The 16,056-nt window shown below is 72.9% G+C and carries 13 protein-coding genes; 6 read left to right on the top strand and 7 right to left on the bottom strand.

Translation table 11 applies throughout. The features are described 5' to 3' along the window. Positions 1-15 precede the first annotated feature (15 nt). Together ACWCP6_RS05150 and ACWCP6_RS05155 are read right to left on the bottom strand one after the other, a co-directional pair. Positions 16-3,249 carry a tetratricopeptide repeat protein gene (locus tag ACWCP6_RS05150; RefSeq protein WP_450930941.1) on the bottom strand — a complete coding sequence of 1,078 codons (3,234 nt, stop codon included), beginning with the start codon at positions 3,247-3,249 and terminating at the stop codon, positions 16-18. Positions 3,250-3,364: 115 nt separating this feature from the next. Further along, positions 3,365-3,766, bottom strand: coding sequence for a hypothetical protein (locus ACWCP6_RS05155; RefSeq protein ID WP_450930942.1), 402 nt, complete (start codon positions 3,764-3,766; stop codon positions 3,365-3,367). Positions 3,767-3,858: 92 nt separating this feature from the next. On the opposite strand from ACWCP6_RS05155, the gene ACWCP6_RS05160 reads away from it, so the two are divergent. The 3 genes from ACWCP6_RS05160 to ACWCP6_RS05170 all read left to right on the top strand — a co-directional run bounded on the left by ACWCP6_RS05160 (position 3,859) and on the right by ACWCP6_RS05170 (position 7,832). Further along, a complete protein-coding gene (locus ACWCP6_RS05160) occupies positions 3,859-4,467 on the top strand; it encodes a helix-turn-helix domain-containing protein (RefSeq protein WP_450930943.1) in 609 nt (202 codons plus the stop codon). Positions 4,468-4,556: 89 nt separating this feature from the next. Continuing rightward, positions 4,557-6,656 carry a thioredoxin domain-containing protein gene (locus tag ACWCP6_RS05165; RefSeq protein WP_450930944.1) on the top strand — a complete coding sequence of 700 codons (2,100 nt, stop codon included), beginning with the start codon at positions 4,557-4,559 and terminating at the stop codon, positions 6,654-6,656. A 204-nt stretch (positions 6,657-6,860) separates the two neighbouring features. Further along, complete coding sequence (locus ACWCP6_RS05170) at positions 6,861-7,832, top strand: sigma-70 family RNA polymerase sigma factor (protein WP_450930945.1); 972 nt, start codon at positions 6,861-6,863, stop codon at positions 7,830-7,832. A 45-nt stretch (positions 7,833-7,877) separates the two neighbouring features. On the opposite strand, the gene ACWCP6_RS05175 is transcribed toward ACWCP6_RS05170, so the two are convergent. The 3 genes from ACWCP6_RS05175 to trhA form a co-directional block, all read right to left on the bottom strand. Further along, complete coding sequence (locus tag ACWCP6_RS05175; protein ID WP_450930946.1) at positions 7,878-8,621, bottom strand: Mut7-C RNAse domain-containing protein; 744 nt, start codon at positions 8,619-8,621, stop codon at positions 7,878-7,880. Further along, on the bottom strand, positions 8,618-9,238 hold the full coding sequence (locus tag ACWCP6_RS05180; RefSeq protein ID WP_450930947.1) for a TetR/AcrR family transcriptional regulator: 621 nt from the start codon (positions 9,236-9,238) through the stop codon (positions 8,618-8,620). Before ACWCP6_RS05180 ends, ACWCP6_RS05175 begins: the two co-directional genes overlap by 4 nt. A gap of 203 nt (positions 9,239-9,441) precedes the next feature. After that, positions 9,442-10,221: a PAQR family membrane homeostasis protein TrhA gene (trhA, locus tag ACWCP6_RS05185; protein ID WP_450930948.1), complete on the bottom strand. Its 780-nt coding sequence runs from the start codon at positions 10,219-10,221 to the stop codon at positions 9,442-9,444. A gap of 278 nt (positions 10,222-10,499) precedes the next feature. On the opposite strand from trhA, the gene ACWCP6_RS05190 reads away from it, so the two are divergent. Further along, positions 10,500-12,332 (top strand): phosphoenolpyruvate carboxykinase (GTP), encoded by a 1,833-nt coding sequence (locus ACWCP6_RS05190; RefSeq protein ID WP_450930949.1) that lies wholly within the window; start codon positions 10,500-10,502, stop codon positions 12,330-12,332. A gap of 167 nt (positions 12,333-12,499) precedes the next feature. Here ACWCP6_RS05190 and ACWCP6_RS05195 read toward each other — a convergent pair whose 3' ends face one another. Beyond that, on the bottom strand, positions 12,500-12,919 hold the full coding sequence (locus ACWCP6_RS05195; protein WP_450930950.1) for an SCO4983 family protein: 420 nt from the start codon (positions 12,917-12,919) through the stop codon (positions 12,500-12,502). An 83-nt stretch (positions 12,920-13,002) separates the two neighbouring features. Continuing rightward, a complete protein-coding gene (locus tag ACWCP6_RS05200) occupies positions 13,003-14,214 on the bottom strand; it encodes a pyridoxal phosphate-dependent aminotransferase (RefSeq protein ID WP_450930951.1) in 1,212 nt (403 codons plus the stop codon). Between the two features lie 123 nt (positions 14,215-14,337). Here ACWCP6_RS05200 and ACWCP6_RS05205 point away from each other — a divergent pair, with 123 nt between their 5' ends. Together ACWCP6_RS05205 and ACWCP6_RS05210 are read left to right on the top strand one after the other, a co-directional pair. Further along, complete coding sequence (locus tag ACWCP6_RS05205) at positions 14,338-14,985, top strand: alpha-ketoglutarate-dependent dioxygenase AlkB family protein (protein WP_450930952.1); 648 nt, start codon at positions 14,338-14,340, stop codon at positions 14,983-14,985. 105 nt (positions 14,986-15,090) lie between these two features. Further along, entirely contained in the window at positions 15,091-15,996 is a 906-nt protein-coding gene (locus ACWCP6_RS05210) for a hypothetical protein (RefSeq protein WP_450930953.1), read from the top strand. The last annotated feature ends 60 nt before the right edge of the window (positions 15,997-16,056 follow it).

Here is a 16,056-nt window from a genome sequence, read left to right on the forward strand (position 1 = left end):
CGTTGCGGACACCCCCTAGCGCGGTGCCGCCTCCACCGGCACCCCCATCACCTCGCGGGCGTGGCGGCCGGGCACCATGCCCAGACGCCAGGCCTGCCAGCCCGCGTCCAGCTCGATGCCGCGCTCCAGCAGAAGCCGATAGGCGTCGATGTAGTCGTCGAGCTTGCCGTCCCGGGCGGGATGTCCGGCCCGGGAGAGCTGTGAGAGATCCTCCTGGGCCACCGCCGTGCCGATCTCGACGCCGCCCGGCGACGCGTACGGCAGCAGCGTGCAGCGCAGGAAGCGCGCCCAGTCCTCGCCCCGCCGATCGCCGTACGTGGCGAACAGGCCCGCGGCCTCGTCGCAGAGCGCGAGTGCCTGCTGGCTGCGGTCGTTGCCCGCGTCCACCACCGCCAGCTCCAGGCAGGTCCACGCCTCGCCGTGCGCGATCCCGATGCGCTGGAAGTCGGCGCGGGCGTCCACCAGGAGCTGCCGGGCGAAACCGGAGTTGCGCAGGGAACCCGTCTGGGCGGCCCGCTGGTCGCGGGTGACGCGCGCCGAATGGTGCCGGGCGCACGCCAGTCCGTACACGTCCCGCATCCGCGAGAACATCGTCCGCGAGCGCTCCAGTTCGCGCACCGACGGATCCAGCTCCCCGGTCTCCTCCAGGGCCTGGCCCAGGTAGTACACCGTCCAGGCCTCGCCCCGTGCGTCCTCGTTCTCGCGGTGCCGCGACGCGGCCTGGCGCAGGCCGTCCACGGCGGCGGACGGATCGCCGTCCACCAGCCGGGCACGGGCCAGCTGGGTGAGCGCCCAGGCCTCGCCGCGTGCGTCCCGGGTCCGCCCGTACAGCTCCAGCGCCTCCCGCAGCTCGCTCTCCGCGTGCGGCACCTCGCCCCTGCGCAGATGGACCTGCCCCAGCTGGAAGTGCGCCCAGGCCTCGCCGTGCACCGACTCCGACTCGCGGTGCAGGACCAGCGCCGTCGTCAGCAGCTCGAACGCCTCCCCGAGGCGCGCCCGGTCCCGCTCCACCGCCGCCAGCGCATGCAGTGTCCACGCACGGTCCGCCGCCAGCGCGTCCGACGCCTGGAGGTCCAGCGCCTCCCGCAGCTTCGTCTCCGCCTCCGCCAGATTGCCCTGGTGGTGCAGCGTGATGCCCAGCGAGCACAGGGCCCGAGCCGCGCCCGCCTCGTGGTGCGCCTCGAAGTACAGGTCCACGACGGACGACAGCGTCGTACGCGCCTTGTCGAGCTCGCCGAGCTGGCGGGCCGCGATACCGGTGCGCCACTGCACCGACCGCACCAGCAGCCCCTGGTCGACGGCCTGCGTCAGCTCGTTGATCTCGCCCAGCCGGTACAGGTCGCCGCGCAGCAGGCAGTAGTCGCACAGCGCGCCCAGCAGATTCAGCACCGCCGCCTGGTCCACGCCCTCCGCGTGCCGCAGTGCCGCCGTGATGAAGCTCGACTCGTCGTCCAGCCAGCGCAGCGCCGCGTCCAGCGACGGGAACCCGTGCGGACCGACCGTGCTCGCCCGGAAGGCGCTGTCCGCCCGCGTCGACGTCTTGCCGTCCACCAGGCGGATCACGAAGTCCGCCAGCTCCGCATAGTTGACGATCAGGCGCTCCTGCGCCGCGGTGCGCTCGGCCGGGTCCTCCTCGTCGAGGAGCCGCGCCTGGGCGAAACCGCGTACGAGATCGTGCAGACGGTAACGGCTGCCGCGCACATGGTCGATGAGCCCGGCGCGGGAGAGCTCCGTCAGCCGGCGGGTCGCCTCGGGCTCGTCCGTCGCGAGCAGGGCGGCCGCCGCGGCGGCGCCCAGCGATGCCCGGCCAGCCAGCGCCAGCCGTCGCAGCAGCCGCCGGGCCGGCTCCGGCTGGTCGGTGTAGCGCAGCCACAGCACCCGCTCCACCGGTTCCACCGGTCCGTACGCCGACAGGTCGGCGGCGAGCTGGCGCGGCGTACGCGCGCCCAGCGACGAGCCCGCGACACGCAGCGCCAGCGGCAGTCCGCCGCACAGCTCCCGGATCCGGTCGGAGGCCTCCGCGTCGTGCGGAGCCGCCGCCGCGTCGTCGTCCGCCGACGCACGCAGCAGCTCCTCGGCGCCCGCCGCGTCCAGCGGCTCCACCGGCACCTGGTGCACCCACGCCGGCAGATCGGCCGGCAGGTCCAGCGGCGTCCGGGCGGTCACCAGCACGAGGCTGTCGGACCGTTCCGGGATCAGGGTGCGGACCTGCTCGGCGTCGGAGGCGTCGTCGAGCACGATCGCCACCGCCAGGCCCGTCAGATGCTGGTGGTACAGCTCGCTCAGCCGGCGCACCTGCTGGTCCTGCGACGCGCGGTCGCGGAACAGCAGCTGTTCGCGCGGGGCACCCAGCCGGTTCAGCAGATGCAGGAGCGCGTCGCGGGTCGACAGCGGCGGGGCGTCCGGGCTGTCGGCGCGCAGATCCACCACGCAGGCGCCCCGGAACTGGTCCCTCAGCTCGTGGGCGGCGCGCACTGCCAGCGTCGTACGGCCCGAACCGGGCGCCCCGTGCAGCACCACCACCGTGGGCCGGGTCTCCGTGCTCGCCCGTGCCTGGTGCACGGCCTGAGCGATGCGCCCCATGGCCCCCCGCCGCCCGGCGAACGGGCCGTCGGCGTCGGGGAGTTGACCGAACGACTGCTCCAGCACCGAGCGCCGCCGCGCGGCCGCGCTCTTGTCCGTGCGCCGCAACTGCGGTCCCGTCTTCTTGGCCGCCGTTCCCGTCGACGCGGTCAGCACCCGCTGCTGGTCCAGGAACGGGCGGATGCCGCGCACCTCCAGCGCCGTCAGCCACTGAAGCCGCAGCTGCTCCGGGCCGCCCGGCTGGTTGCGGGCGCCGGCCCGGCGGCTCGCGGCCGGCACATGGGAGGCCGTCACCTTCGCGACCGTCGTGGCGGCGCCGACCACCGCGACCATCGCACCGGCACCGACGGCCGTGCCGGGACCGGTGCCCAGCGCCAGGTCCGCGACGCAGGCGCCCACCGCCGCAACGGCCGCGACGAGCAGCGGAGTTCCCGCGCCCTCCTTCGCGTACCGCTGCCCGAAGCCGATCCGCCCGGCCTCCTGTTCGTCCAGGGCGTGCGTGTACGCGGCGTACTCCTCGGCGGCCGTCTCGGCGAGCGAGTCCAGCGTCTCGCGCGCCCGCGCGAGCAGCACCGTCCCGTCCGTACGCCCGCCCGACCGCCTGACCTCCTCCTCCACGGCCCGCACCAGCAGCCGCTCGGCCTCCGCCCGATGGCCGTCCCGCATGACACGTCCCCCTCCGGCGTCAACTTCTTTGCCGCACAGTGTCCTTGGTGCGGGGCCGGAGCGCGACCGGATCGCCGATCAAGCATGCGCGCGGGGGATGCGGGGCGCGCGGCGGTCAGACCCGCGGCCGGGACAGGGCGAGGTAGGCGCAGGCGCCGGCGAGCGCCGTCTCGGCGGCCGCGCAGGCGACCGCCTGTGCGAGGGCGCCGCCCGGCTGTGCGGTGGTGAGGTCGAACCAGGCGTCGAGGACCGCGACGGCGGCGGTCGCGGACGCGGTGAGCCGCGCGCGGGGATCGCGGCGGAACCCCAGGACCGCGGTGGCGGCGCAGCCCGTGGCCATCAGGATGTCGAGCCCGATCCACGCCAGCGACCAGTTCCGCACGTCGGCGTGGTCGGGGAGGGTGCGGGCCAGCAGCACCATCCACGGTATGAGGGCCACGGCGGCCACGCCCAGTAAGGCAAGAGTCCAGTGGCGTGCCCGCACGGCACGGCCCGAGCTGTTCCGGATCGTTCGCATGGACCCACCGTAGAACCGCAGAAATAATTCTGCAAATATTTCTCTGCAGAAGTTGTTCGGCAAAGCTGGGGCAGGGCCGATATCGTGGGCGCATGACGGAGAACGGCGGCCGCGCGGACGGCGAGATGACCAGCGCCGACCGGACCGCGCTGTACAAGTCGCTCGGCAACCCGCTGCGCCGGCGCATCCTCGAATACCTGGGCCGGCACGGCGAGGCGAACTCCACCGTGCTCGCCAAGGTGCTCGAGGAGTCCTCCGGCACGACCAGCTACCACCTGCGCAAGCTCGCCGAGCAGAAGCTGATCGAGGAGATCCCGGAGAAGTCCGGCGGCCGTGAACGCTGGTGGCGGGCCATGCCGTTCAGCCACACCACACCCGATCCGGCCCGGATGGCTCCGGACGAGTACGCCGCTGCCGAGCAACTGGCCATGCTGAAGATCCGCGCGGACGGCGAGCTGTACCTGCGGGCCCACCGGGAGTACCGCGGGCCGGACGGCTGGGCCCAGGTGCAGCGCGCCGGCGGCTGGATGACCAAGGACGAACTGCTTTCCTTCGTCCGTGAGTACGACGCCCTCGTACGGCGCTACGGCCACCCCCGCGAGGAGGCGCCCGACGGCGCCCGCCCGGTGAGCCTGCGCTTCTTCGCCGTGCCCGACGCAGACGAGGGCGGCACCGGGACGCCCGGGCCCGTCGCGGGCTAGCGCGGTCCTGCGACACCCCGCCACGGACGGGAGCGATCCCGACACGCCCGGGAGCCGGAACCGGCACCGGCCCGTGGGACAGTGGACAGGTGAACCGACTGGCCCATGAGACGTCCCCGTATCTGCTCCAGCACGCCGACAACCCGGTCGACTGGTGGCCCTGGTCGGCCGAGGCCTTCGCGGAGGCCCGTGAGCGCGGTGTCCCCGTGCTGCTCAGTGTCGGATATTCGTCCTGTCACTGGTGCCATGTGATGGCACACGAGTCCTTCGAGGACGAGGCCACCGCCGCCCGGATGAACGAACACTTCGTCAACATCAAGGTCGACCGCGAGGAGCGCCCCGACGTCGACGCCGTCTACATGGAGGCCGTGCAGGCGGCGACCGGACAGGGCGGCTGGCCCATGACGGTGTTCCTCACACCGGACGCCGAGCCGTTCTACTTCGGGACCTACTTCCCGCCGGAGCCGCGGCACGGCATGCCGTCGTTCGGGCAGGTGCTGGAGGGTGTGCGGGCGGCCTGGACCGACCGGCGCGACGAGGTGGCCGAGGTCGCCGGGAAGATCGTGCAGGACCTCGCCGGGCGGGAACTGGCCTACGGGGACACGGCGGTGCCGGGGGAGCAGGAGCTCGCCGCGGCGCTGCTCGGGCTGACCCGCGAGTACGACGCGACGCACGGCGGATTCGGCGGCGCACCGAAGTTCCCCCCGTCGATGGTGATCGAGTTCCTGCTGCGCCACCACGCGCGCACCGGCTCCGAAGGCGCCCTGCAGATGGCCGCCGACACCTGCGAGCAGATGGCCCGCGGTGGCATCTACGACCAGTTGGGGGGCGGGTTCGCCCGCTACTCGGTCGACCGGAAGTGGGTGGTGCCCCACTTCGAGAAGATGCTCTACGACAATGCGCTGCTCTGCCGTGTCTACGCCCACCTCTGGCGGGCCACGGCCCGCGACGGGGCCGCCGACGAGGTGAGCGACCTCGCTCGCCGCGTCGCCCTGGAGACCGCCGAGTTCATGGTGCGCGAACTGCGCACGAACGAGGGTGGGTTCGCGTCCGCACTGGACGCCGACAGCGAGGAAGCCCCGTCGCACGGCGAGGGTTCCCGGGGGGACGGCGGGAGCGACGGTGCCGGCACCGGGCGGCACGTCGAGGGCGCCTCCTACGTGTGGACCCCCGAGCAGCTGCGCGAGGTGCTCGGCGAGGACGATGCCGCCCTCGCGGCGGCGTGCTTCGGGGTGACCGAGGAAGGCACCTTCGAAGAGGGAGCCTCGGTGCTGCGGCTCCCGCGGCAGGACGCCGTCCTCGACGCCGACCGGATCGCCTCGGTGAAGGAGCGGCTGCTCGCGGCGCGCGGACAGCGCCCCGCGCCCGGCCGGGACGACAAGGTGGTCGCCGCCTGGAACGGCCTGGCGATCGCCGCGCTCGCGGAGACCGGCGCCTACTTCGACCGCCCGGACCTGATCGAGGCCGCGGTGGGGGCGGCGGACCTCCTCGTGCGTCTCCACATGGACGACCAGGCCCGGATCGCCCGTACCTCGAAGGACGGGCGCGCCGGCGCCCACGCAGGGGTGCTGGAGGACTACGCGGACGTCGCGGAGGGCTTCCTGACGCTGGCGTCCGTGACGGGCGAGGGCGTGTGGCTGGAGTTCGCCGGCTTCCTGCTGGACCACGTACTGGCGCGGTTCACGGGCGAGGGCGGCGAGCTGTACGACACGGCGTCCGACGCCGAGCGGCTGATCCGGCGCCCGCAGGACCCGACGGACAACGCGACGCCCTCGGGCTGGACCGCGGCAGCGGGCGCCCTGCTCTCCTACGCGGCCCAGACCGGCTCGGAGCCCCACCGGAAGGCCGCCGAACGGGCGTTGGGCGTCGTCAAGGCGCTCGGCCCGCGGGCTCCCCGCTTCATCGGCTGGGGACTCGCGGTCGCGGAAGCGCTCCTCGACGGTCCCCGCGAGATCGCCGTGGTCGGCCCTGCGGACGACCCGGCCACCCGTGATCTGCACCGTACGGCCCTGCTCGGCACGGCGCCGGGCGCGGTCGTGGCCGCGGGCGAACCGGACGGCGAGGAGCTGCCGTTGCTCGCCGGCCGGCCGTTGGTGGACGGGCGGCCCGCGGCGTACGTCTGCCGGAACTTCACCTGCGACGCGCCGACGACCGACGCCGAGCGGCTGCGCACGGCGCTCGGCGGCTGACGGTCCCGTCCACCGACCGCCGGCCGGTCCCGCGCGGGGGCCGACCGCCGGCGGCAGGCCGGTCGACGGCAGGGCGGGTCCGGGGCCGTCGTCGGCCTGTCCGGGCCCGGACAGGCCCGCGACGGGGCTCGCCGTGATCTCCTGTCACACCGGTGGCGTTCCGTTCGTCAGTGTGTCGACGGAACGTGCGGGAGGTGGTCACCGATGGACGAGCGACGACTGGAGGACCTGGTGGGGGAGCGGCTGACGGGCCCGGGCGCGGGTGCGGACCGGGAGCCCGGTGCGGACCCGGGGGCGACGGAGTTCCTCGCGGAGCGCTTCGAGGAGCACCGTGGACATCTGCGGGCCGTGGCCTACCGGATGCTCGGGTCGCTCAGCGAGTCCGAGGACGCCGTCCAGGAGGCCTGGCTGCGGCTGAGCCGGTCCGACGTGAGCGGGGTCGGCAATCTCGGCGGCTGGCTGACGACGGTCGTCGGGCGGGTGTGCCTGGACATGCTGCGTTCGCGTACGGCCCGGCGCGAGGAGCCGATGGGGACGGCGCACGGGGTGCTGCCCGACCCGATCATCAGCCGTGCCTCCGGGGTCGAGCCGGAGCAGGAGGCGCTGCTCGCCGACTCGGTCGGCCTGGCCCTGCTCGTCGTCCTCGAAACGCTCGCCCCCGCCGAACGGCTCGCCTTCGTGCTGCACGACATGTTCGGGGTGCCGTTCGAGGAGATCGCCCCCATGGTGGGGCGCACCCCGGCCGCGGCACGGCAGCTCGCGAGCCGCGCCCGGCGCCGGGTCCGGGGGACCGCGCCGGTGCCGGACTCCGATCCGGCCCGTCAGCGGGCCGCCGTCGACGCGTTCCTCGCGGCCGCGCGCGACGGGGACTTCGACGGGCTGGTCGCGGTGCTCGACCCGGAGGTCGTGCTGCGCTCGGAGACCGCCGCCGGGTGGCGCGAGGTCCACGGGCCGGAGGCCGTCGCGGGGCAGGCGCTCACCTTCTCGCGGCTCTCGGGTGGGGCGGGGACCGCCCGGGCGGCGCTGGTCAACGGTGCGGTGGGCGTGGTGTCGTATCGCGACGGGGAGCCCTTCTCGGTGCTCGGGTTCACGGTCGTGGAAGGGCGGATCGTCGCGATCGACATCCTGGCCGACCCCGAGCGGGTGGCCCGCCTGGATCTGACGGTGCTGGACTAGGGGTTTCGCTCGGTGCCCGGGTGCCCGGGCACCCGGGCACCGGGCTCAGCGGTGGCCGCTGTCCGTCCTGCCGAACTCGGCGACCGCGCTGCCCACGATGCGCTCCAGCCGGTCGTGGTGGGCGCCCCGCCAGTAGACGCGGGCGCACTCCACGCACTGGGCGAACACGTCGTAGGAGCGCTGGGTCCCGCCCTCCAGCTGGTCCGCGACCTCGTCCTTCGTGGCGTCCTTCAGGGAGCCGTTGCAGGCGGTGCAGCGTGTCCACGGGGCGAGGTCGGGGGCGAAGCGGCCGAGCACGTCGCGCAGTTGGTCGTCGGGCTGGTCGCTGTAGACGTAGGCGCCCGCCCAGAGCTCACGGCGCCGCAGCAGTCCCCGGTCCCGGCTGAGCATGACCCGCCGCTCGGCCGCCGAGCGCGCGGCGAGCGCCGCGTCCCCGGGGTCCTCGGCGTCGTAGGCCGCGTCGACGCCCAGCAGCCTCAGCCGCCGCGCCAGCGTGCCGAGGTGGACGTCCAGCAGAAAGCGCAGCGGTGCGCCCGGCACCGGCTGGGGACGGGTGACGGTGCGCACCTCGACGGTCTCGCCGGACGACGGGACGTGCGACACCGGCACCTCGCGCCCGTCCACGCACAGCTCGCCGACCTCGGTGAGCGGTACGCCCAGCGACTCGACGACATGGCCGAGCGAGGAGACGCCGTCCGTACGGACCGGGGTGGGGCCGCTGCGGCGCGCGCCCGGCAGGAAGGTGCCCAGCTCGGGCGCGAACACGATGTGGATCTCGGGCCCGTTCACCGGCCGACGCCGTTCTCGATGGTGGTCAGGGCGCGGTCCACCAGGTCGGGCAGCTCGTCGCGGTGGCCGCGCTCGGCCCAGTAGAGGGACGTCTCCATCAGGGCGCCCATGATCCCCATGGAGTAGGACCGCACCTCCAGGTCGTCCGCGTGGCGTCCGGTGCGCTCCGCGATCACGCGGCACAGGATGCGGCTGGTCACCGACATGCTCTCCGTCATGCGCGAGCGGACCGCGGGCACGTCGAGCATGAGCCGCGTGCGCAGCTTCGTCACCTCGGGCTCCTCCCGCATGCCTATGTCGAAGCCGTGGCGCATCACCGCCCGCAGCGAGTCGAGCAGCGGCTCGTCGGTGGGGCGGGCCCGCAGCATGTCCTCGAGCAGCGGGTCGTACTCGTCGGTGAGGACGATGTCCTCCTTGGTGGGGAAGTACCGGAAGACGGTGGACGGCGACACCTCGGCGGCCTCGGCGATCTGCTCGATCGTCGTGGCGTCGTAGCCCTGGCGGGAGATCAGTGCGTACGTCGCGCTGCGGATCGCCGTGCGCGTCTTGATCTTCTTCCGCTCACGCAGTCCCAGGTGGGACCCGTCGGCGGGGGAGGAGGTGGGTGCGTCCGTCATACGGATCATTGTCGGCCATCGGCGGGAGCCGGGGCCAAGTCCGCGAGGGCGGGGGCACGGGGCGCGGGAGCGGCGGGCGCAGGTCCCGGGGGCGGGCGAACGGGGCGTGGCCGCGGCTTCGGAAGCCGCGGCCACGGGGGCGCGAAGGGGGAGGAGGGCGGGAGACGTTGGGCGGCGGGAGCGGCCGGCGGGCGGGGCCGGGTTCAGGCGTGCTGGTACGCCACGAGCGAGATGCCCACGTAGTGCACGGCGAAGGCCGCGAGCGTGAGGGAGTGGAAGACCTCGTGGAAGCCGAACCAACGAGGTGACGGGTTGGGACGCTTGATGCCGTAGATCACGCCGCCCGCGCTGTAGAGCAGGCCGCCGACGATCACCAGGACGAGCACCGCGATGCCGCCGGCGCGCATGAAGTCGGGCAGGAAGAAGACCGCGGCCCATCCCATGGCGAGGTAGCACGGGGTGTAGAGCCAGCGCGGGGCGCCCACCCAGAAGACGCGGAAGACGATGCCCGCCGCCGCGGCGGCCCAGATGCCCCAGAGCAGCCACTGCCCCGTCGCGCCCGGCAGGAGCAGGATCGTCAGCGGGGTGTACGTACCCGCGATGATCAGGAAGATGTTCGCGTGGTCCAGCCTGCGCAGGACGCCGCCGGCCCGGGGGCCCCAATTGCCCCGGTGGTAGAGGGCGCTGACGCCGAACAGCAGACAGGCGGTCAGGACGTAGATGCCGCAGGCGACGCGGCCCCGCGTCGAGTCGGCGAGTGCGGTGAGGACCAGGCCGGCGACGAGGACGGCCGGGAACATCCCGGCGTGCAGCCAGCCGCGCAGCTTCGGCTTGACGGTGTGCGGTGGCTCGGCGGTGTGCAGTCGGTCGGCCTGGTGCGGCTGGTCGACCGGGTGCGGCTGGGGATGCGGCACGGAGGTCGCGCCGGGACCTTGGCCTGCGGCCGGCGAGTCCGTGGGCGCGTCGGGGACGGGCGCAGTCATGCGGGGCATGGTACCTACGCCACCGTAAGTTACGGATCAGTCCCGCAGGGACATCTCCGGATATCCGACCCATACGGGGGCTGTTGTCGTTTGCCCCGTGGACAGCCAGGGTACGTGGGATTGCTCACTCCGCTCACGTGTGCGGCCATCTGGACAGATGGGCGGCCGGGACGGATGATCAGATGAGTGCGGTCGGCACCGGATGAGCGGCTACGAAGCGTCCGGGTCGCAGCCCCCACGGGGCAACAATCACAAAAACCCCTCTTTTAGGAGCAATCGTGGCGCGCGACAACGCGGCTCCCAACACCGTCCCCACCACCCACCAGGGACTGATCTCGTGGGTCAACGAGATCGCCGAACTGACCCAGCCGGACAACGTGGTCTGGTGTGACGGATCCGAGGCCGAGTACGAGCGCCTCAGCGAGGAACTCGTCGAGAAGGGCACCTTCAAGAAGCTCGACCCGACCCTCCGCCCGAACTCCTACTACGCGGCGTCCGACCCGAGCGACGTCGCGCGCGTCGAGGACCGCACCTTCATCTGCTCCGAGAAGGAGGAGGACGCGGGCCCGACGAACCACTGGAAGGCCCCCGCCGAGATGCGGGAGATCTTCCAGGGCACCGACGGCAACGGCGGCATCTTCCGCGGCTCGATGAAGGGCCGGACGATGTACGTCGTCCCGTTCTGCATGGGCCCGCTGGGCTCCCCGCTCTCCGCGCTCGGCGTCGAGATCACCGACTCCGCGTACGTCGCCGTCTCCATGCGCACGATGACGCGCATGGGGCAGCCGGTCCTGGACGAGCTCGGCTCCGACGGGTTCTTCGTGAAGGCCGTCCACACGCTCGGCGCGCCGCTCGCCGAGGGCGAGAAGGACGTCCCGTGGCCGTGCAACAGCACCAAGTACATCTCGCACTTCCCCGAGAGCCGTGAGATCTGGTCGTACGGCTCCGGCTACGGCGGCAACGCCCTGCTCGGCAAGAAGTGCTACGCCCTGCGCATCGCGTCCGTCATGGCGCGCGACGAGGGCTGGCTCGCCGAGCACATGCTGATCCTCAAGCTGACCCCGCCGCAGGGCGGCCCGAAGTACGTCGCCGCGGCCTTCCCGTCCGCCTGCGGCAAGACGAACCTCGCCATGCTGGAGCCCACGATCTCCGGCTGGACCGTCGAGACGATCGGCGACGACATCGCCTGGATGCGGTTCGGCAAGGACGGCCGCCTCTACGCGATCAACCCCGAGGCCGGCTTCTTCGGTGTCGCGCCCGGCACCGGCGAGCACACCAACGCCAACGCGATGAAGACACTGTGGGGCAACTCCGTCTTCACCAACGTCGCGCTCACCGACGACGGCGACGTGTGGTGGGAGGGCATGACCGAGGAGACGCCCGCCCACCTCACCGACTGGAAGGGCAACGACTGGACGCCGGACTCGGCGACCCCGGCCGCCCACCCGAACGCCCGCTTCACGGTTCCCGCCTCGCAGTGCCCGATCATCGCGCCGGAGTGGGAGGACCCCCGGGGCGTGCCGATCTCGGCGATCCTCTTCGGCGGCCGCCGCGCCTCCGCGGTGCCGCTGGTCACCGAGTCCTTCGACTGGAACCACGGTGTCTTCCTCGGCGCGAACGTCGCCTCCGAGAAGACCGCCGCCGCCGAGGGCAAGGTCGGCGAGCTGCGCCGCGACCCGTTCGCCATGCTGCCGTTCTGCGGCTACAACATGGGCGACTACATGGGCCACTGGATCGAGGTCGGCAAGGACAAGGACCAGTCCAAGCTGCCGAAGATCTACTACGTCAACTGGTTCCGCAAGAACGACGAGGGCAAGTTCGTCTGGCCGGGCTTCGGCGAGAACAGCCGTGTCCTGAAGTGGATCGTGGACCGGCTCGACGGCAGGGCCGAGGGTGTCGAGACCCCGATCGGTGTCCTGCCGACCAAGGCGGCGCTGGACACCAAGGGCCTCGAACTCTCCGACGCCGACCTGGACTTCCTGCTCACCGTCGACAAGGACGTGTGGCGCGAGGAGGCGTCGCTCATCCCCGAGCACCTCAACACCTTCGGCGACCACACCCCGGCCGAGCTGTGGGAGCAGTACCAGGAGCTGGTGAAGCGTCTGGGCTGACGCCGACGCCGGATCGAGCCGCGCGGGGGCCCGCCGACACCCTCACCCTGACCTGTGACGTCACCCCGGGCCCCCGCGCAGCCCTGCCCGGACCGGGTCGGGTCGTTCGGCGGGCTCCTCCCGGGCGGGCCGGGCCGACTCCGGCCCGGTGCGGCTTCGGACAGCCCCTACAGCGCGGCCAGGTCCGGGCGCAGTGCCGCCGCGTGGGCGTCCATGCGCTCGGCCGCGAGAATCGCCGCAGTGGTGTCCGCGCGCGACGCGGCGACCACCAGCGCCCGCCCGGCGAGGGCGTGGGCGCGCCGGTGGAGTGCCCGGACGTCCGTGTCGCCCGGGTCCACGGCGCCGCTGCGCACGGGCGGCAGGCCGCCTCTCAGGCGCGCCACCTGCTCGGCCAGCCGCTCGGCCGCCCCGTCCAGGTCGCGGTCGGCGGCGGACGCGAGGGCGCGCAGCTCGTCGGTGACGGCGAGGAGCGCCCCGAGGTGTCCCGCGAGCTGGATGTCCAGCTCCTCCTCGCGTGAGCGGTGCGGGAAGTCGTCGGCGCGTGCCATCGCCCCGTGGACCGACTTGGTGCGGATCGGCTCGTACATGGGATGGTCTCCTGTCCTCTGACAGGAGACCATCCTAGCTTGGATTCCGTCTAAAGTTGAGTGGTGTCCGAAGCGTGCTCGGCCTATGCCTGTCCGTAGCCTTCGAGGAAGCGGCCGATCCGGCCCACCGCGTCCGTCAGATCCGTGACCGACGGCAGGGTCACCACCCGGAAGTGGTCGGGCTCGGGCCAGTTGAAGCCGGTGCCCTGGACGACCATGATCTTCTCGGCGCGCAGCAGGTCGAGCACCATCTGCCGGTCGTCCCTGATCCGGAAGACCTTCGGGTCGAGGCGCGGGAAGAGGTACAGCGCGCCCTTCGGCTTCACACAGCTCACGCCCGGGATCTGCGTCAGCAGCTCGTACGCGGTGTCCCGCTGCTCCTTCAGCCGGCCGCCCGGCAGGACGAGGTCGTTGATCGTCTGCCGTCCGCTGAGTGCGGCGACCACGCCGTGCTGCCCCGGCATGTTCGCGCACAGGCGCATGTTCGCCAGGATCGTCAGGCCCTCGATGTACGAGTCGGCATGCGCCCTCGGGCCCGAGATGGACATCCAGCCGACGCGGTACCCGGCGACGCGGTATGCCTTCGACATGCCGTTGAAGGTGAGCGTGAGCAGGTCCGGGGCGACGGCCGCGGTCGGGGTGTGCGTGGCGTCCTCGTAGAGGATCTTGTCGTAGATCTCGTCCGAACAGACCAGGAGGTTGTGGCGGCGCGCGATGTCCGTCAGGCCGCGCAGCACGTCCTCGCCGTAGACGGCGCCCGTCGGGTTGTTCGGGTTGATGATCACGATCGCCTTGGTGCGGTCCGTGACCTTGCGCTCGACGTCGGCGAGATCCGGCATCCAGTCCGACTGCTCGTCGCACCGGTAGTGCACCGCCGTACCGCCCGAGAGCGACACCGCGGCGGTCCACAGCGGATAGTCGGGCGCCGGGACGAGGACCTCGTCCCCGTCGTCGAGCAGGCCCTGCATGGCCATCACGATCAGCTCGGACACGCCGTTGCCGACGAAGACGTGCTCGACGTCGGTCTCGATGCCGAGGGTCTGGTTGTGCATGACCACCGCGCGGCGCGCCGCGAGCAGGCCCTTCGCGTCTCCGTAGCCGTGTGCCGTGCCGAGGTTGCGGAGCATGTCCTCGAGGATCTCCGGCGGGCACTCGAAGCCGAAGGCGGCAGGGTTGCCGGTGTTCAGCTTGAGGATGCGGTGGCCCGCCGCTTCCAGCCGCATCGCCTCCTCGAGAACCGGGCCCCGGATCTCGTAGCAGACGTTGGCGAGCTTCGTCGACTGGATGAGCTGCATGCGCCAACCTTACGGGCGCGTTTCGGAGGGCCGCTTCGTGTTTTGCGACACGCGGGGGACACGGAGGGTGCACGCCGCCATCTAAATAGAGCACGTGTTCGGTTTCGTGGGTACGCTGGATGCATGTCCACGCACCACCAGGGCGCCCGAGGCCTCCAGGGATCCCTCTTCGATCAGGACGACGAGATCCGTCTCGGCCCGCTGGCCGGGGTGCGCAGGACCGTGCTCGGGGACGGCGCCTGGATCGACCTGCTGCCGGGCTGGCTCGGCGGGGCGGACGCCCTCTTCGAACGGCTCGCCGCCGACGTGCCCTGGCGCGCCGAGCGCCGCCGGATGTACGAGAACGTGGTGGACGTCCCGCGGCTGCTCGCCTTCTACGGCGCCGACGACCCCCTGCCGCACCCCGTCCTCGACGAGGCGCGCACCGCGCTCGGCGCGCACTACGCCGCCGAACTCGGCGAACCCTTCACCACCGCCGGGCTCTGCTACTACCGCGACGGCCACGACAGCGTCGCCTGGCACGGCGACCGCATCGGCCGCGGCGGCCGCCAGGACACCATGGTCGCCATCCTGTCCGTCGGTGCGCCCCGCGACCTGGTGCTGCGCCCCCGTCACGGCGGGGGCCCGCACATACGCAGGCCGCTCGGTCACGGCGACCTGATCGTGATGGGCGGCTCCTGCCAGCGGACCTGGGAACACGCGATCCCCAAGAGCACACGGGCGACCGGGCCGCGGATCAGCATCCAGTTCCGCCCGCACGGCGTCCGCTGACGAAGGTCCGCGGAAGAAACCGCACGTATACGCGGGAGCGCCCCTTTGGGGCGGTATCGCCGACGACTACATTTCGGCCACGCCTTCTCCCTAGAATGCGCGACCATGTCATGGCACCCGCAGTACGGCGACGGCGCACCCGGAACGAGCGGGGTGCCGGGGGCCCACGGCCCGCACGGCGAGGGCGATGCGCACCGGAGGCAGGGCGAGCCCCAGGGCGCGCCGCAGGTGTACCACCCCTACGGGGACGGGACGCCGTCCTACGACGCGTACGCGGACCCGGCCGCCGCCCATGGCTGGCAGGAGCCCACGGGGCCGGTACCGGGCGACCGGGGCGGAGTCGAGGACACGGTGCCCTTCGAGGCCGTCGGCCCGGAACACGACGAGCACGGGGGATACGGCGACGGGTCCTCGTACGACGACGGGTCCGCGTACGGCGACGGCCGCCCGGGATACGGCGACGGGTCCGCACACGGCGGTGCCGACGGGTACGCCGAGCACGAGTACACCGAGCACGAGTACGCCGATCACGGGTACGCCGAGGCGAGCCGCGGCAAGGGCGGGTCCGGTGCTCACCGTCGCCGTTCGGCCTCGGCGGACGGTCCGGGACGGCGGCCGTGGCTCGCCCGGCGCACGGCCGTCGCCGTGGGCGGTGCCTGCGTCGTGCTCGTCGGCGTGGGGATCGCCGGTTTCCTCGGCTCGGGCCCCGCGGGCGGCGGCAAGGACGGCGGGGCTCCGCGCACCGAGCGGTCCGCCGGCCCGGCGCAGAGCCCCGGACAGCAGGAGGCTGCCGTGCCCGCCCCTTCCGGCACCGCCTCCGGGGCACCCGCCGGCAGCGCCTCCGCCTCCGCGGGCTCGGCCGCACCGAGCGGCGCCGACGACGGCAGCACCGCCACCGGGGAACCCGCCACCACGGCGTCGACGACGGCCGCGGCCGCCCCGACCACGGGTCCGGGCCGGGGCAACTCCGGCCATCGGCCCGGCCACGGCCCGGGCAAGCGGTCCAAGTGAGCCGGGCCCGGCCGTAGTCACGCGGTCATCTCCCGCGCCCGGTCATGTCCCGTGACCGTG

This window comes from Streptomyces sp. NPDC002004 (genome assembly GCF_053593975.1).